The following is an 18,301-nucleotide window of genomic DNA, read 5'->3' as shown; positions in this document are numbered from 1 at the left end:
TATATTGAGGGGTATATCGATCAATTTAAGCGGTTAATTCTTCGTATGCTGCGGTTAAGCTACGCTCTATGCCATCGCCCTGCCAATCGGTTACGCCGGGGATAGCTTTTGCAGCCAATACCTGTTCTTTAGTTTTGCCTGCCTTTATTTCGCTGCCAACAAAATCAACCAAACGCTCCATGTAGTTTTGCATGGCTTTAAGATCGGCCATCGTACCTACCACCTTATCCGGGTCAAAAGCATGGCCGAAAACAAAAATGGTGTCCTTACTGAACTGCTTTTGTGCGGCCTCTAAAGCCAGCGGCCAGTTTTTGCATGATGCACCTGCCGAGCGATCCACATAAGGATATTTGCGGTTGAATACCTGGTCGCCGCAATGCACAATGTTGGCGTTCTCAAAATGGATAAAACTATCGCCGTTGGTGTGGCCGGATCCAAAGTAATGGGCAGTAATGCGCTCGTCGCCTACTTTAATTTTCCAGTTGTTGGTGTAGGTGGTATCAGGATAAAGCTGTTTACCATCTGATCCCTGCTTTAGCGATGCTGCTTTTTGGTTGGTTAACGAGTTAGCATGTGCTGCCACATTTTTAACCAAACCTTTAAAGGCAATATTGCCGCTGGTGTGGTCGCCGTGATGGTGGGTGTTAATGAGCCATTGAAACGGTTGCGAAGATTTTTTCTTGAGCTCGCCGATCAAATGACCTGCCTGTTCCGGAAACTCGGCATCCACACACACGATGCCTTCTTTGTTCACCATCCAGATGATGGTGCCACCCTGTTCCGTAAAAATGCCCACATTATTACGCAGCGGTGTAAGTTTATACTCCGGTGCAGCCAGCATAGCCGCCAGGCTTCTGTTACCCAATAGAGATAGTGATCCTGCGGTTAAAGCTGTATTTATTAAGAATTTACGGCGTTGCATATTGATAATAAATTAGTTAAAGGTAAACGATATTTTTTGAGTTGATTAAATGTAAGGATTAAGATTGGATTAGAATAGCGGATAGTGAGTGGTTAGTTATGAGCAGGTGAATAATAGTTTATCACAAGTATTGCGGCATTGCCCGCGGCCCGCGCTTTTCGCTCATACGGCCACAGGCATTAGGCGCATGCCGGTATCCGTTGCAATCGCTAATGCGGTCTTCTGTTAAAATTTGATTGGTAGAATGAAGGGACCGCTATGTGGTTTTTATTTTTTACTTCACTACTTTTACCCCCTGCATGAACACCCCGCAAACCGATAACAAAACCCAATGGCTGTATTTATTTATAGGGCTGGCTGTTCTGTTAAATTTCACAGGTTTGTTCATTCCCATTTTGGCGCCCGACGGTACCCTTTACGCCGTTATTGCCAAAACCATGGCGCAGCGTAATGATTTTGTGAACATCATTGTCCACAATGCCGATTGGCTGGATAAACCGCATTTCCCTTTTTGGGTAGCGGCATTATCGTTCAAAATATTCGGCATCAGTACATGGGCCTACAAATTGCCCGGTATACTGTTTATGCTGATGGGGGGTTATTATACTTACCTGCTGGCGAAACTGCTATACAACAAGGAAGTTGCGCTTTGGAGCGTGCTCATACTGCTCACCTCGCAACATATCATCCTATCAAACAACGATGTACGCGCCGAGCCATACCTTACCGGTTTGATCATAGCGGCGGTTTATCATTTTTACCTGGCTTACCTGCGCGGTAACTACTGGCAGCTCATGTGGGGCGCCATCTTTACCGCCTGCGCCATCATGACCAAGGGCATGTTTGCACTGGTTCCCATAGGCGGCGCAATAGTAGGGCACCTGGCCATTACCAGGCAATGGAAACAATTAGTTCACTGGCGTTGGTTATTAGCTGCCGTGTTGATAGGCATATTTATCCTGCCGGAGATCTATTGCCTGTATGAGCAATTTGACGCCCACCCCGAGAAGGTTGTTTTTGGCCGTACGCATGTCTCCGGCATCCAATTCTTTTTCTGGGACAGCCAGTTTGGGCGTTTCTTTAACACCGGGCCTATCAAAGGCAAGGGTGATCCATCGTTTTTTATCCATACAACGCTGTGGGCTTTTTTGCCGTGGTCGCTAATTCTGTTTGCGGCGATTTGGCATTTTGTCAAAACCGGTATCAAAAACGTGCAGCAGCGCGAGTGGCTTTGTATTAGTGGCAGCTTACTTACGTTTTTATTGTTCTCTGCCTCAAAATTTCAGTTGCCGCACTACCTTAATATTGTGTTCCCATTCTTTGCCATTATTACGGCACAATACTTTATTGGCCTGCAAAACGAGCGGACAATTAAAACGATACGCGCGGTTCAAACAGGCCTGGTGCTGGTATTGCTGCTGGCTATTGCCGCTTTGCAATATTATTTTAAGCCTGATGAATTTGAGTGGGACGATGCGGTGACACTTGTGGTATGGCTGGCGCTGCTTGCCATCCTGCCGACAAAGTTCGCAGCAACAGATTACCGCCAAACGGCTTTCCGTACGCTTATCGCAGCTTTTGTAGTGAACCTGTATCTTAACCTGGCTTTTTATCCATCGTTACTTAAATACCAGGCCGGGAGCGAGGCTGCCGTTTGGATAAATGAACATAACACGCAGAAACTGCCGTTAGTACAAAGCTGGGAAGACGCCAATTATCCAATGGAATTCTACATAGAACAGCCGCTTACCATCGTAAATGAAGACGGCAGCGGTAAGCTGCCTGCAACGCCATTCATGTTCTACGGCCCGGCTACAGTTGTAGCATCGCTGCAGTCAAAAGGCTACCATATTGAGAAGCAGGCGAATTTTGAGCGTTATTGGGTATCCCGATTAAAGCCTAAGTTTATCAATCATGCTACCCGTGCTGAACTGCTTATCCCAATGGAAGTGGTTATTGTTAAGTAGACTACACTTCGCCGCCCATGTAAGGGTCGCTGATGCCCGGCCTGCCGGTTTCTACCCGGCCTGCATAACGTTTTTCAAAATCATTAAAGCCTTTTACACGGATAGTAAAATCATACCAGCCCTGCTGCTTGCTTAGGTCTAACTTGATGGTTTGCGGTGCAAAGCTTTCCTGCTGAATAGTTAACTGTTTGCTCCCAGTTTTGTATGCATTGTCGCTCGCCTCTACAGTCAATGGTGTTTTGGTGCCTGCCAGGGAGAAGGTGAGTAACACGTTGCCATCTTTTTGGTAGCCAACATGTGTTACAAGCCCGGGATCTTTAGCGCTGCCTTTAAACTCACGGTAAAAGCCGTTAGGGCCGTATGTGCGCAAGTGGTACTGGTTGTTTTCAAAGTCGGTAAGTGGCCATTGATCGGACAGCGTGTCGCCTGCTTTTGCAGCGTAGCTCCAGGTACGTACGGATTCTTTTTTACCGGGGTCGTTTGAACTTGTATATAGTCCCGGCGCGTAAACATTAAATGGTGCGCCAAGTGCAGCATCGCCAAAGGCTTTCTTACCAGCTTTAAAGCTGATCTCAAATGCAGTTTTACCCTCGTTTAACCTGCCATCAGCGTATAACTCATACGTTAATGCACATGACGGCCTGGTACCTTTTTCCTGTCTGGCCATGTGCGGGGCAGTACGCGGATCTGCTTTTACAGCTTTTATATCGGCATCGCTCAACAAGCTGAAAGTTGGCAGCGCCTTAAACTGCGCTTTGTGGATGCCTTCAACAAATTCATCCTTTTTTAAAGACCTGGGCTGAACGATCTTTTCGCCATTGTAAGGGCGGAACGCCGAAGTAAGGTCGCCACAAACGGTACGCCGCCATTCGCTTACGTTGGTCTCTTTTATTTTTTTACCCGTTTTTTGAGCAATAAATTTCTCTAAAAACTGCAGGTTTGATGTGTGGTCAAACACCTCAGAGTTTACGTAACCGCCCCGGCTCCACGGCGAGGCTATGATCATTGGCACCCTGTAGCCTAAACCAATAGGGCTTTCGCGTTTATATTTATTTGGAAAACCGTTTCTGTCCAATTCCTGCTCAAGGGTTACAAATTCCACCCGGGTATCTATCCCATCTGATACCTTGCCGGTTCCTTCTTTGTGGGAGTGTGGTGCAGTAAAGGGAGGGACATGATCAAAGTATCCATCGTTTTCATCATAGGTGAGTATGAATATGGTCTTCTTCCATACCTCGGGGTTTTTGGTGAGAATATCCAATACTTCTGACAGGTACCATGCCCCGTACCAGGGCGCACCGGGATGGTCTGAGAAATTTTCGGGGGCGGTTATCCATGACACCATGGGTAATTGCCCGGTGTTAACGTCATGGCGGAACTGATGCAGCACGTCTCCCTTTGGCACCTGCATTTTGCGCTGTGTGCCATTATCATCGTAAGTAAGCGTTGTCAGTTTGTGATAGTCAGGATCAACCCGGTTGGTGCTAAACGCACGCATATGCAGGTTTTGGTCGCGTTTGCTAAGTTTCTCAAAAGCGCCGGGTTCTAATATCTGCTTGTGATCTTCAATATCTTTCCACTCGCGTTTAAGTGCAGCCAATTGTTTGGTGAGTGCTTTTTTTGAAGTGTCGCCTTCAGGCAGGGTGGCTATCTTTTCTTCTAAGGTCTTTATTTCTTGAGGCAGTGCCGTTTGCCTTTTCTTAACGTAGGCAATGTGCTCTTTATGCAGCCTTACATTGTATTGTTTAAAAAACTCCAGGTTATTGTCTGTGAAATTTCCCAGCCATGAATCTTCCTCTCCTTCAAAACCAACGCCTATGGATAATTCATTCTGATAGCATTTCCACGATACCCCTGCATCTTCCAGCCTTTCCGGGAAAGTGGTCCAGTTAGCTGCTTCAAAGTCCGAATCTTCATTCCATACATTGGCGCGTGAACCTTCGTTCTGATCGGCACGGATAGTGCCCGTCCACAGGAAGCTGCGGTTTGGTGTGGTGCCCGTTAGCGATGAACAAAAATGCTGGTCGCATATGGTAAAGGCATCTGCAAGGGCATAGTTAAATGGCAGGTCCTCACGGGTATGAAAACCAAGTGTAAGCGGCATATCCTTGTACTCCGGATTGCCAGATTGTTTTTCGATGAGCCACTTGTCAAACTTGCCATCATTACGCGCATTTACCTGGTTGCTCCAGCTGTGCGGTAACGAGTTCATCCAGGTAGCTTTAGTATCTTTGATATCTAACCTGAAAGGGGCAAAGGTTTCGCCTTTCGCGTTGCTTTGCAACCAAACCGGGTTTTTATTTGGCAGGTCGATAACCCTCGGGTCGTTAAAACCACGTACGCCGCGCAGGGAACCAAAGCAATGATCGAACGACCGGTTCTCCTGCATCAATATCACTACATGTTCTGCATCCATCCAGGTGCTGCCCGGCGCAGGGTTAATGGCTAATGCTTTTTGAATAGAGGCCGGTAAAACGTTGCTGAGGCCGGCTGCACCTGCAAGCAGTGCTGCCTTTTTAAGAAAATCTCTGCGGGTATCTGACATGGCTGCTAAGATAGAAATCCCTTATTAAACGAATGTGTTATACTATTTATGGTTGTGTTATCATTTTATAAATTCCTTTTTATACAACCTCAGCTTTTTGCCTTCCGGCGTTTTAATATCTTTTTCGTAGTGTAATCCGCAGCGCTCTATCAGTTTTTGCGAGCGAATATTTTCGTCAGTTGTAGTGGCATACAATACGTCAAATGGATAATTAACAATAACAGCCATACAGCTTTCGTAGCCTAAACCTTTGCCTGCATATTGCGGCATAAATGCGAAACCAATATCCGGGTGATCAAGATACGCGCGTTTGAATAAGCCGCATAAACCAACCGGCGTTTCATCCTCCTTTAAAGCTACCAGCATTGGACCATAATTATATTTCTTATAGAAATTATTGTGCAACATGGTAATGTAATTCTCTGCGTCCTGTAAGGTGTGAATATTGCGGTCGCCAATGAATTGTATCCAGGTGGGCGTATTCAGTAGTTCAAAAACAAAGGGTGCGTCTCCCGGCCCGAATCGGCGTAAAGTAAGATTTGCAGTAATTATCATCGAAACCAATATAGGGAAAACAATAAATTCGCAAGACTTCATTATTTTGAAACTCAAATTGCTTTTACAGCAAACATTTACTTACTTGTAAAACCAATCTCAAAAACCGCCTATGAAACGTTACTGCCTTGCACTTGATCTTAAACATGATCCGGAACTGATAGCCGAGTATGAAGAATATCACAAAGCGATATGGCCGGAGATCCGCGAAAGCATCATAACTGCCGGGATCACTAATATGGAAATTTACCGGTATGGCAACAGGTTAACCATGATAATGGAAGTAACTGATGATTTTAGTTTTGATGCCAAAGCTGCCGCCGATGCTGCCAATGCCAAAGTGCAGGAGTGGGAAACTTTGATGTGGAAGTACCAGCAGGCCTTGCCCGGCGCACCCGATGGGGCTAAATGGATGCTGATGGATAAAATTTTTCAACTATAAATTATGAGAAAGCTTTTACTAACCGCAATTGGCGTTGTGTGCATGCTGGCAACCTTCGCCCAGGCCGGATACGTGCCTGCTAAAGAAAACCTGGCGCAGCGTCAAAAATTTCAGGATATGAAGTTTGGGATGTTTATCCATTGGGGAATATACAGCATCCTGGGCGATGGTGAGTGGGTTATGCACAACCGCAAGATCCCGTATAATAACTATAAACGCCTGGCCGATTTTTTTAACCCGCAGGAGTTTAATGCCAAAGAATGGGTGCAGGTTGCTAAAAAGGCAGGTATGAAATATATCACCATCACCTCGCGCCACCACGATGGCTTTAGCATGTTCGGCACAAAATTCTCTAAATACAACATTGTTGATGCCACGCCTTACCACAAGGACCCGTTGATGGAGCTTGCAAAGGAATGCCAGAAAGAAGGTATTGAGCTGCACTTTTATTATTCGCTGCTTGACTGGGGCAGACCCGATTATGCTTTTGGAAGCGAAATAGTTGACGGCAAACCTGTAAAAGGCGATTGGGATAGCTATATAAAATTCATGAAAGACCAGCTAACCGAACTGATCACTAAATATCCGGGCGTTAAAGGCATTTGGTTTGATGGTGATTGGGAGCGCCGCAAAGTGAACTGGCATTACGACGAGATCTACGCCTTGATACATAAACTTAACCCGGCTATTATGATAGGCAATAACCACCACCTGGCGCCTAAGCCCGGTGAGGATTTTCAGATGTTTGAAAAAGACCTGCCAGGCCAAAACCACACAGGATTTAGCGCCGATGCCACCATTGGTAATTTGCCCTTGGAAACCTGCGAAACCATTAATGGCAGTTGGGGCTTTGATATTAAAGACAATAATTACAAAACCACTAAACAGCTTATCAGGTACCTGGTTGGGGCTGCAGGGCGCAACGCTAACTTTTTGCTGAATATAGGCCCTATGCCTAACGGCAAGATACAACCCGAGTTTACCGATACGCTTGCCGCCGTAGGCCGGTGGGTAAACAAAAACGGCGAAAGCATTTACGGCACCCGTGGCACATACATCGATCCCCAACCCTGGGGTGTGGTTACGGCAAAGGGCAAAACCATTTACGCCCATGTGATGGATAAGCCTGCCGAGGCTTATGTATTTATTCCCGGTGTAAAAGAAAAGGTAAGCAAAGTTGCCTTGCTTGGTAACGGATCGTCGTTAAAATTTAAGCAGCAACAGGAGGGAATTTTTATTTACACCGATGGCGTTGCCTGGGATGATGCTGATACGGTGATGAAATTGACCGTGCAGTAACGTTAAGTAGTGCTTCATTGTTAGTTACAAAACGATCTCCGAATATCAAGGACGGCTTGTCCTCTGTAGAGATTGCTTCGTGCCTCGCAATTACGCGCGGGTGAGGGGTGGTGCCGTCAGCTACCTCACTTCCGCTTCCTCAACCGTTTCCCTCAGATCATAAAGCAGCCATTGTTTTTTGGCGATGGATGGCGCCTTTTGCCTTAACAGGTTGATAAAATCATTTACGCCAACCGGTTCGTTACCATTGCCATGGATCAATACAATGCTGCCGGCCTGCGGTTGCTGCCCTTTAGCCAGCCATGCATCAGTGCCAACGGGTATCAGTCCGAAGCCTGTGATCTTGTAAACCAATTGTTGATCGGAAACCAATCCCGGGAAACGGAAGAATACCGATGGCATCAGTCCGTTTGTGAGCATCAGCTTTTCGGTCTCTAATACTTCATAATTAATATCTGTTCCGGGCTCCAGTAAAAAATTGGTTTTTAGCGGTGACGACGGGCTTACACGATGAGTAAAAGAATGATTAACCCAGGTAATGTTTATTTGCCGCTTAGCCTGCAGCTCTTTTAACCAGTTGAGGTCTGCCAGATGGTGTTTCATCCACAGCCCGCTTACGGATAATGCGATAGGGACCGGCCGCTCCACCTGCCTGAACCCGTTGATGATATCTGTAAAAATCCGTCTATCCAAAGGCCTGTGCGATGGGCAAAGGTCGGCGGTAAGGCTGATGCCCGTTTCCTGCGGCATTCCACGCTCAATGCCGGCATCTTGTATCATTACGGATTGGCTTTCGGCTTTGGCCAGGGCTTTTACATAGGGCATATCACTAAACTTCTCTCTCAGCTGAGCTAACGAAGCCGGTTTTATCTGGTAAAAGCCTGCATCAGCAATTTTGGTAACAAGCGTTTGCGGATTCACCATTAAATAGTAAGACCTGCCGGCGTTTTCAAAGCTGCGCAACACTATCCAATCCTGCGGGTAAAGGTGTGCCCAGGCATAGTAAGGCTTGTAATTAGTGATCTTGGTATAATTGGCCTGCCCGTAAGCATTAAAAGCAAAGCATATAATTGCAATAATGATAAAGTGTTTGATCGGTCGCATACGGTGTGAAAAAAGCAAAAAACGCAATTTTGTTTGAATTAGCATGCTGACATTTTTTTGTCAGCGTTCACAAGTGTTCACGGCGTTCATGGCGTGAATGTGAACACCCGTCGGTAACACAATCTATTCAATAGTTTTATTGTTAATAAAGTAATAATGATATTTGTCCGGCATCTACTAACATAAAACTAACACATGACACGCCTCTCAGTAAACATCAATAAAATAGCAACATTACGTAACTCCCGCGGCGGTAACAACCCCGATCTGATACAGGTTGCAAAAGATTGTGAAGGCTTTGGCGCCCAAGGCATCACCGTACACCCCCGCCCCGACGAACGCCATATACGCTACAATGACGTTTACGAACTGAAGAAGATCGTCACTACCGAATTTAACATAGAAGGCAACTGCCAGGAACAAAAGTTTGTTGACCTGGTGCTTGCCGTTAAGCCTGAGCAGGTTACCCTGGTACCTGATGCCCTGGGCCAGATCACATCAAACCACGGCTGGGACACCATTAAAAACCAGGATTACCTGAAAGAGATCATTTCGGTATTTAAAAAAGAAAGCATACGTGTGTCAATCTTTGTTGATCCCATAGTAGAGATGGTTGAAGCAGCCGCTACTACAGGTACCGACCGCATAGAGTTATATACCGAGGCATATGCGCATGGTTATGCACAGAACAAAGAACAGGCGATTGCCCCGTACGTTAAAGCTGCAGAAGCTGCCCAAAAAGCAGGCTTAGGCATCAATGCCGGCCACGACCTTGATCTGGAGAACCTGAAATATTTCTCAGATAATATACCGGCGCTGGACGAGGTGAGTATAGGCCACGCGCTCATCAGCGATGCGTTGTATTATGGCTTAGAGAACACTATACAAATGTACCTGCGCCAGCTGGTTTAACGTATAATAGTTACATGCCCTGACAATGGCTTGCCCTTTTTAAGGTCGATAATGTAATAGTAAACGCCTGCAGCTAACTGCTTGCCGTTGTAGTTTCCGTCAAATGGTATCGTGTAACCGCGTGACTCAAATACCGCTTGGCCATTTCTATTAAACACTTTTACGGTATTAATAATGTTGATATCCATATTTGCCAGCATCCATGTATCATTTATTCCATCCCCATTTGGGGTAAATGCATTTGGTAATAAACCTGTGGATTTTAGTAGCTTTATTGTGACTTTCGTACGTGCACTTTCGCAGCTGCCATAAGTTAAACCTACCCAATAGCTACGCGTTTCTGATACATTCACCGAAAACTTACCCCCTTGTTGCTCATCTATTGGTGTGGCGGCAGTGTCAGAATCGTATAACCTGTATATAGCAGTAGTGTATGGGTTTTCCACCGCTAAAATAGTATTGCCTTTGTAATTAATTTCTTTGTCATTTATCACCGGTGCCGGTACCTGTGCATTAGATTCTTCAATACGATAGGTGAAAACACCTGAAGAGTTGCACGCAATCTCGGCAGCATTGAGCGGATCTTTATCAAGCACTTCGAGGCTGTAATAACCGGGAGCCAAATCTGTAAGCGAACTTTTTGTTTGGGGGGCAATTGCATTTCCACTTGCATCCTTCCATATATAAATATAGCTGCCCCGCCCTCCGCTAACAACTGGCGCGTCTATACTTCCTTTACCCACTCCGCAATAAATATCATGTTTGGCCCCAAATATAACATCCATTGCAGGGATAGGGTCAATAATAACTTCTTGAATTGGGCTGCTGGTTTCGCAACCGGTGTAATCAGTAGCAAAAAGTTTATACCTTCCGGCCGGCAGGTTTGTTACCTTTTTATCAAACCCAACGTTTTGGCCAAGTTGATTAACCCAACGGTAAGCTATGGGTTGTGAGGCCGCGTTAGACGTGTTTAAAACAATAGAACCGGTTCCGAATGCTTGGCAGGATTTAATAGACGTATACGGAAAAGCCGAAAAATTTACCGGCGGTAAATAGGCGATACTAAACGGGATAGCTTTTGTACACGCCGCGTTAGCGATGGTTAACTCATATTCTCCGGCCGGCACATTTAAGAGGTTGGCAGATGAACTCAGGATATCCGTACTGTTTTTTCTGCGCCAGGTAAAAGAGGTAGCATCCGGCGATGAAAGGCCGGTTATCTGCCCCATCGCGCAGGCCGTTTGCGAGCGCACGATTACATTAGTGGTGTTTAAGCTTACACCATTTATGCTGCTTATTTCTATAAAGTCTGTTGCTACCGGCGAGCAGGCACCACTGGTAACCGTGAGTTTATATTTACCGGGGCCAACTCCCATCAAATCTAAATCGCCGCCAACAAGTTGGTCCTGTTCATTGGTCCATTTATAGGTTAAAGTACCGTTCCCGGTGGCGGTTATGCCGGTAATGGCGCCATTATAATTATCGCAGGTGGCTTTTTGAATTTGCTTGTTGGTTGTGTTAATTACCGGAGCGTCAGCATTAACAATAATTACAGGGCCATATTGGCTTTCGCATCCCGACGGCGTCGTTGCTATCATGGTGTATTTGCCTGGGCCAACACCGCTTAGGTCCGCAGTGTTGCCAACTATAACTAAATTCTGATCTACCCATCGGTATGTAATTGGCTTTGAGTCTATAGTATAAGCAAATATGCCTTTTATTGCCCCACCGCTGCCGCAAGATGGATTAATCAAATTTTTAGACCAGTCAATGATCTGTGGCCTTGAATCGCCAATTGTTAAAAATTCAGATTCAACCGTGCAGTATTTACCAACTATTAATTTGTATCTACCCGGCGGCACGCCCTCGAGAATTAAATTTGTAGATACAACATTTCCCTGCTGGTCAACCCATTTCAGGTCCTGTGTATTGTTTACAACTATACCTGATATCTTGCCGCTTACCCCGCAATCAAAGTAAGTTATATTGATATGAGATACATCAATTTCCGGCTTGGTGAAATTTGTAGATCTTTTACCTATATGGGCATTGGCAATAATACTTTGAGCATATGGCTGGCTAAAGGTGTATGTCCAGTTTCCGGCGGCATCAGCGTTTGTTGAACCTATGTAGGTTTGCGGAGAACAGTTAACACAATCGTCGCTGGTAAAAACGTCAACCAAAGCCATAGGCTCCGTTTTGCCGCTAATAAATTGAGATGTGGCCTTCGTGACTACTATTTTAGGTAAAGTTGGGTCATAACTAAGATAATCCTTATAACCTATACATTTAAAAGAATTGCGTAACAATAAAAGATTTTGAACATTGCTGGCGAGTATGCCATCATAAGCATAGCTGATCTTATTTGCCATTGCAGGGTCAATATCTCCAACTGTAATATCTGCTGCAACGTCATTAAAATACAAAGCATACCCATCTCCGGGGTGCGCTCTTCGCATGTTTAAGGGTTGCGTAGCGGTACGATCGGTACCAAACCAGTTATGTTTTATCAGGATTTTCCCGCCGATATGGGTAAATACAATACCCCCAAACTGGCCAAAGTGCGAGATCAAGTTACCTTGTATGTTGATAAGGGCATTGGGGAAAGGTGATGAAGGGTTGGCCGGACTGCCAATCAATTGCAGATAGGTACCATCTCCCGAATGAAGAGTCGTTTTGCCATCCGCCATCACCGCAAAATTATTATCTATTACATTTACGACGTATTGGCTGCTGTTGGTATTATCAAACTCTATCCCTATCCCCGAAAAGAATATATTTCCCTGTCCGGTTTTACCAACATCTACAAAGTTTGATTTTTTGATCGATAAACCGCCGGAACAAACCGACTCGTAGCTATAAGGCAATACCCCGAAAATGTTGCCCGCAAGAACAATATGGTTGGATGATTCTATACCTATCGCGGTATATTTATAACCGTTCACTATATTCCCTCGACCGGCTTCGCCAAAGGTGAAGTATGAACAATTTTTTATACTGATACCTGTTTTTACCGCACCATCCGGGTCTGAAAGACATGGGTTGGTGCTATCCGAAAAAAATACACCGTAAATTGAAATGTTATTAGCGCCGTCAGCCGTCAAAACGGTAAGAGCGGTTTGGCTTCGTAAACTTCTTAGCGTAATTTTTGAATCACTAAGGCCAATCTTTGGGCCCGGTTGCGTAGTGCCATCTATTTCAACGTTTGAAGAAATCTGCGGTAGTTGCGTATTTACAGTGATCGTCCTGCCGCCTTCGGTTAAATCCGGCAGGTTAAAATAAATATAATCCTTAACCGTGCTGCCGTTAGCAGCGGCAAGGGTTAAAGCTTCACGCAGGGTGCCTGGGCCGCTATCGGCATTGCTGGTAACAGTGAAAGTATCTGCGCGAGCTACAGTTGAAAAGGTGATTATACAGAGAAATAAAATAAATATCCGCGCGTACATAAAATTCAGGTGCATAAAGTTAAGGATTATTCATGTAACTACATTGTCACTATGATAATACTTCATTGTTATTGAGGCGGTAAAATCCTACCTTTGCGGTAAATTTTAAAGGCATACCTTTTTCAATGAAGTTGAACATAAATTACCAGGAAAAATTCCAGGAAAGGCACATCGCACCTAACCAGGGCGACACCGAAAAAATGTTAAAAACTATTGGTGTTAACTCGCTCGACGAGCTGATCGATCAGACCGTTCCGGCGCAGATAAGGCTTAAAAATCCGCTGAATTTACCTGCTGCAAAAAGTGAGTTTGATTACCTGAATACGCTGAAACAAACAGCTTCAAAAAACAAGGTATTTAAATCGTACATCGGCCAGGGTTATTATGATGTAATTGTGCCTGGTGTTATCCAGCGCAACATTCTTGAAAACCCCGGATGGTATACCCAATACACGCCTTACCAGGCAGAAATAGCGCAGGGCCGTTTACAGGCTTTGTTAAATTTCCAAACCATGGTTATTGACCTTACCGGGATGGAAATTGCCAATGCTTCGTTACTTGATGAAGGTACTGCCGCTGCCGAGGCCATGTTTATGCAGTACAGCCTTCGCAAAAACCAAAAAGCCAACGTGTTTTTTGTAAGCGAAGAACTTTTCCCGCAAACTATTGATATCCTTAAAACCCGCAGCGAGCCTTACGGTATCAAATTACAGGTAGGCGATCACCGCAATGTTGAACTAACCGAAGAAATGTTTGGTGCTATAGTTCAATACCCGGCTGGTAACGGTGAGGTTTATAACTATAAAGATTTTGCTTCGGCATTGCACGAGAAGAACATCAAACTTACCGTAGTTGCCGACTTGATGAGCCTGGTGCTGTTAACGCCTCCGGGCGAGTGGGGTGCAGATATCGTGGTAGGTACATCACAACGCTTTGGCGTGCCGATGGGCTTTGGTGGCCCGCACGCTGCCTTCTTTGCTACTAAAGAAGAATACAAACGCTCTATTCCGGGCCGTATCATTGGAGTAACCATAGATAGCGCAGGTAACTACGCGTTGCGCATGGCTTTGCAAACCCGTGAGCAGCACATCCGCCGTGATAAAGCTACTTCAAACATTTGTACGGCACAGGCGCTATTGGCTATCATGGCCGGTATGTATGCCGTATACCATGGTCCGCAAGGTTTGAAACTTATTGCAGAGCGTATCCACGGTTTATCTGTACTGTTGGCTAAATCACTGGCCGAGCTGGGTTACGAACAGCAAAACAAAGCTTACTTTGATACCCTTAAATTTGATCTGGGTGAGTTAGTTGGCCCGGTACATTCAGAGGCTTTAAATAACGAGGCAAACCTTCATTATAATGGTTCGGTTGTAACCATTTCTTTGGATGAGACCACTTCAGTTAGTGATATCGAGACCATCGTACGTTTCTTTGCTAAAGTAAAAGGCAAAACCCTGCACGATGCTAATTTTGATTTACATAAACAAAATATAGAAGGTGTTATCCCGTCAGAACTGCAACGTACTTCTGATTACTTAACACATGCATTGTTTAACACGCATCACTCAGAGCATGAGATGCTGCGTTATATCAAATCATTAGAAGCAAAAGACCTTTCGCTTTGCCACTCTATGATCGCTTTAGGTTCATGTACCATGAAGCTTAACGCAACTACAGAGATGATACCTGTTACCTGGGCAGAGTTCAGCAAAATGCACCCGTTTGCACCAACCGACCAGGTAGGTGGTTACATGCAGGTGTTTGATGAGCTTAACAAATGGCTTAGCGAGATCACCGGGTTTGCATCAATGAGCTTGCAGCCAAACGCAGGTGCGCAAGGTGAGTATGCAGGTTTAATGGTTATCCGAGCTTACCACATGGACAGGGGCGAAGGGCACCGTAATGTGGCTTTGATCCCTGCATCGGCACACGGTACTAACCCGGCTTCTGCGGCAATGGCAGGCATGAAGATAGTGGTTGTTAAATGTGATGATAACGGTAACATTGATGTTGCCGACCTAAAGGCTAAAGCTGAACAGCACACCAATGATCTATCGTGCTTAATGGTTACTTACCCATCTACACATGGTGTATTTGAGGAGTCGATCATTGAGATATGCGAGGTTATTCACCAGCATGGCGGTCAGGTTTATATGGATGGCGCCAACATGAATGCACAGGTAGGCTTAACCAGCCCGGCTACTATTGGGGCTGATGTTTGCCACCTTAACCTGCACAAAACCTTCTGTATACCACACGGTGGTGGTGGCCCTGGCATGGGCCCTATCGGTGTGGCAAAACACCTGGTTCCGTACCTGCCGGGCCACGCGGTTGTTGATATCGATAACGGTAAAGCTATCCACGCGGTATCTGCTGCGCCATGGGGTTCAGCATCTATATTGTTGATCTCTCATGCCTACATAGCCATGATGGGTGGCGACGGATTAACCAATGCTACCCGCTACGCTATCCTAAATGCTAATTATATTAAAACACGCTTGCAACACCACTACCCTGTGCTTTACACAGGCGCTAACGGCCGTTGTGCGCACGAGATGATCCTTGATTGCCGCTCATTTAAATCGTTCGGTATCGAGGTTACAGACATTGCAAAACGCTTGATGGACTATGGCTTCCACGCGCCAACGGTGTCGTTCCCGGTTGCGGGTACGGTAATGGTTGAGCCAACTGAATCTGAGCCTAAGCATGAGCTTGACCGTTTCTGCGATGCCATGATCTCAATCCGTCACGAAATTGACGATGTAGAAAAAGGTTTATCAGACAAAACAGATAATCCGCTTAAAAATGCACCGCACACTGCCGCAGTAATTACCGGCAACGAGTGGGAACATCCATACACGCGCCAAAAAGCGGCTTACCCGCTTCCTTACGTGGCACAGTTTAAATTCTGGCCTTCAGTTGGCAGGGTGAACGATACTTACGGCGATCGTACGCTGATCTGCTCATGCCCGCCGCTTACTGACTACGAATTTGAAGAAAGCGAAGTAACTACGCCGGAATACGGAACGTGATGAACTTCTGCAAGTTTGCTTTATGCAGATTTGTAGATGATCTATACAAAAAAGCCTCCCATTTGCGGAGGCTTTTTCGGTTTTAGTGAGGTAAATAACGTTAAAAGCCGTATTTCTTAAGATAAAGGGTAGAACACCTGTTCCAATGAACTAAATTTTGCCGTATGTTTAAGAATGAAAATTTTTTAACTTTACAACCATTTGGAGTAGAACCTTTTTAAGATAGTTACGTATAACAAAGATATGAGCCCTAATAACGACCGGACCGTGAGTGTTTTATTGGTTGATGATGATGAAATAAACAACTTTATCTCTATTAAATTGATAAAGAAAGCTTTGACCAATACCAGTATTATGGCCTGCCTTAACGGTAAATTTGCGATAGATCAGTTGCTGGAGATACAACATAAGAATCCTGCGGATATGCCCGATTATATCCTGCTGGATATAAATATGCCGATAATGAACGGCTGGGAATTTCTGGATGAGTATAAGCGTTTAAATATAGATCCGCTGGGCAAAAGCAAGATCTACATCATTTCTTCTTCCGTATTCAGTAACGATATTAACAAGGCACGCTCATACCCGCTTGTGAAGGATTTTGTTTCTAAACCATTGAACGTTGAGAAAATAAAGGAGCTTTTTGGTGTAGCCGTTCAATAAGGCATTATTGTAAATTGCTCACCGTTGTAATTAACAGTACCAATTGGGAAAGTGCGGGCATGATAAAATAAGCAGATATCCCCATCTGCTGCCGCCTTCTTTCCATATTCTATACGCAGGTCGGCAGACCGCTGGCCATCATAATCATATTTAGCCACAAACTTTCTAAGCAACTGCTCGGGCTCCGGTAGTTCGTCTCCGCCAAAGAATACTTTTTTGCCATCAAATTCCATCCAGAAAACCTGGTGAAATTTGCTGTGCCCGGCGGATAGCTCATAGCGTATGCCGGGTTTGTATTCGCCATTGCCGTCTACAAAATCAATAGTGGCTTGTTGTTGCAGTGCCTCAAATATTTCCTTGTGGTATGAGCTTGATTTACCGCTTAGTCCAAACTCAAATTCTTGTTTTTGTATCACGTGGCGTGCTTGCGGGAAACTAACTTCAAGTTTACCATTGCGCTCAACCACCAAACCGCCGGAGTGATCATAATGCAGGTGCGACATTAGTACAAGCGTTACATCCTCAGGCTCATAACCGGCGTTGCGTATGTTTTGGTGCAATATCAGTTCGTCGCGGGTATCTTTGTAGCCTAAACCGGCGTCTAAGATGATCAGGTCGTTTTGTGTTTTTATCAGAAATGGGTTCACATGGATAAACAAAGAGCCCGGCCTGTCCTTGCGGTTATCTATCTCCGGGTTAAAGGGGATAAATTTTTTCGTACTATCAACCGAATAAGAGCCTTCACTCAGTGCTAAAAGTTCCATATGATATTTCTTTGTGCAAATATACGTTTCAACGGCTAAGGAGCAGAAATACCTATGGTTAAATGACACTTTGCTGTAACGTTTACAATTTTCGGGCGTCTTTTTATAGAAAATCGGTGGCTTATACCACAAAGGAAATTGATTTGGATTAAATCTTTTTCACAAATAATTTGGATGTACGAAAACTATCGTACATATTTGTACGAAGAATTTCGTAAATAGGATTGAGATGGATTTGAAACCGACAGAAAGCGAGCTTGAGATATTGCAGATCATTTGGAGAAGAGGGCAGTGCAGTGTGCGCGATGTACATGATGAACTGGCAGCAAACAAGGAGGTTGGCTACACCACCACACTTAAGCTGATGCAAATTATGCACGATAAAGGTTTGGTTGAGCGCGACACCACATCTAAAACGCATTTGTATAAAGCATTGATCTCACGCGAACAGGCACAACAAGGCGCACTGGACAAGATCCTGTCAACCGTCTTCAAAGGCTCCACTGCCGACCTGGTGATACAAGCGCTTGGCCAGCACCGGGCCTCAAAAGACGAGATAGATGCTATCAAGAACTTCCTCGATGGATTTGAGGGGGAGAAGTAGAGATTAGTTAAACGGAGATTGGAGATTAGTGTAAGAAGGAATT

At 45.1% G+C, this 18,301-nt stretch carries 13 protein-coding genes; 7 read left to right on the top strand and 6 right to left on the bottom strand.

Going from position 1 to position 18,301, the window contains the following annotated elements; all coding sequences use genetic code 11:
- Positions 1-25: 25 nt before the first annotated feature.
- The gene (locus INP83_RS00115; protein WP_219125823.1) at positions 26-922 is read right to left on the bottom strand and encodes an MBL fold metallo-hydrolase; all 897 of its coding nucleotides are present in this window, start codon (positions 920-922) and stop codon (positions 26-28) included.
- A gap of 299 nt (positions 923-1,221) precedes the next feature.
- Here INP83_RS00115 and INP83_RS00110 point away from each other — a divergent pair, with 299 nt between their 5' ends.
- The gene (locus tag INP83_RS00110) at positions 1,222-2,889 is read left to right on the top strand and encodes a glycosyltransferase family 39 protein (RefSeq protein WP_219125822.1); all 1,668 of its coding nucleotides are present in this window, start codon (positions 1,222-1,224) and stop codon (positions 2,887-2,889) included.
- A 1-nt stretch (position 2,890) separates the two neighbouring features.
- Here the strand turns inward: INP83_RS00110 and INP83_RS00105 are convergent, their stop codons facing one another.
- The gene (locus INP83_RS00105; protein ID WP_219125821.1) at positions 2,891-5,434 is read right to left on the bottom strand and encodes a phosphocholine-specific phospholipase C; all 2,544 of its coding nucleotides are present in this window, start codon (positions 5,432-5,434) and stop codon (positions 2,891-2,893) included.
- A gap of 60 nt (positions 5,435-5,494) precedes the next feature.
- Complete coding sequence (locus INP83_RS00100; RefSeq protein WP_219125820.1) at positions 5,495-6,031, bottom strand: GNAT family N-acetyltransferase; 537 nt, start codon at positions 6,029-6,031, stop codon at positions 5,495-5,497.
- Between the two features lie 70 nt (positions 6,032-6,101).
- Between INP83_RS00100 and INP83_RS00095 the strand changes: the two genes are divergently transcribed.
- Together INP83_RS00095 and INP83_RS00090 are read left to right on the top strand one after the other, a co-directional pair.
- On the top strand, positions 6,102-6,431 hold the full coding sequence (locus INP83_RS00095) for an L-rhamnose mutarotase (protein WP_219125819.1): 330 nt from the start codon (positions 6,102-6,104) through the stop codon (positions 6,429-6,431).
- A 3-nt stretch (positions 6,432-6,434) separates the two neighbouring features.
- A complete protein-coding gene (locus INP83_RS00090) occupies positions 6,435-7,730 on the top strand; it encodes an alpha-L-fucosidase (protein ID WP_219125818.1) in 1,296 nt (431 codons plus the stop codon).
- 120 nt (positions 7,731-7,850) lie between these two features.
- Here INP83_RS00090 and INP83_RS00085 read toward each other — a convergent pair whose 3' ends face one another.
- Positions 7,851-8,834 carry a polysaccharide deacetylase gene (locus tag INP83_RS00085; protein ID WP_146272482.1) on the bottom strand — a complete coding sequence of 328 codons (984 nt, stop codon included), beginning with the start codon at positions 8,832-8,834 and terminating at the stop codon, positions 7,851-7,853.
- A gap of 195 nt (positions 8,835-9,029) precedes the next feature.
- Between INP83_RS00085 and INP83_RS00080 the strand changes: the two genes are divergently transcribed.
- Positions 9,030-9,746 (top strand): pyridoxine 5'-phosphate synthase, encoded by a 717-nt coding sequence (locus tag INP83_RS00080; RefSeq protein ID WP_146272484.1) that lies wholly within the window; start codon positions 9,030-9,032, stop codon positions 9,744-9,746.
- On the opposite strand, the gene INP83_RS00075 is transcribed toward INP83_RS00080, so the two are convergent.
- Complete coding sequence (locus tag INP83_RS00075) at positions 9,743-13,207, bottom strand: gliding motility-associated C-terminal domain-containing protein (protein WP_219125817.1); 3,465 nt, start codon at positions 13,205-13,207, stop codon at positions 9,743-9,745. The two genes, INP83_RS00080 and INP83_RS00075, sit on opposite strands and share 4 nt — an antisense overlap.
- 110 nt (positions 13,208-13,317) lie before the next feature.
- On the opposite strand from INP83_RS00075, the gene gcvP reads away from it, so the two are divergent.
- Complete coding sequence (gene gcvP / locus INP83_RS00070) at positions 13,318-16,227, top strand: aminomethyl-transferring glycine dehydrogenase (RefSeq protein ID WP_219125816.1); 2,910 nt, start codon at positions 13,318-13,320, stop codon at positions 16,225-16,227.
- A 243-nt stretch (positions 16,228-16,470) separates the two neighbouring features.
- A complete protein-coding gene (locus INP83_RS00065; RefSeq protein WP_146272490.1) occupies positions 16,471-16,890 on the top strand; it encodes a response regulator in 420 nt (139 codons plus the stop codon).
- Here the strand turns inward: INP83_RS00065 and INP83_RS00060 are convergent.
- Positions 16,884-17,654 (bottom strand): MBL fold metallo-hydrolase, encoded by a 771-nt coding sequence (locus INP83_RS00060; protein ID WP_219125815.1) that lies wholly within the window; start codon positions 17,652-17,654, stop codon positions 16,884-16,886. The genes INP83_RS00065 and INP83_RS00060 overlap by 7 nt on opposite strands.
- A gap of 229 nt (positions 17,655-17,883) precedes the next feature.
- Here INP83_RS00060 and INP83_RS00055 point away from each other — a divergent pair, with 229 nt between their 5' ends.
- Positions 17,884-18,258 (top strand): BlaI/MecI/CopY family transcriptional regulator, encoded by a 375-nt coding sequence (locus INP83_RS00055; RefSeq protein ID WP_219125814.1) that lies wholly within the window; start codon positions 17,884-17,886, stop codon positions 18,256-18,258.
- The last annotated feature ends 43 nt before the right edge of the window (positions 18,259-18,301 follow it).

Origin of the sequence: Mucilaginibacter sp. 21P, assembly GCF_019331605.1 — a bacterium.
In the GTDB taxonomy this organism is placed as follows: Bacteria; Bacteroidota; Bacteroidia; order Sphingobacteriales; family Sphingobacteriaceae; genus Mucilaginibacter; species Mucilaginibacter achroorhodeus.
The sequence above is the reverse complement of the archived record's forward strand: the minus strand, read 5'-3'. Positions and strand labels throughout refer to the sequence as shown.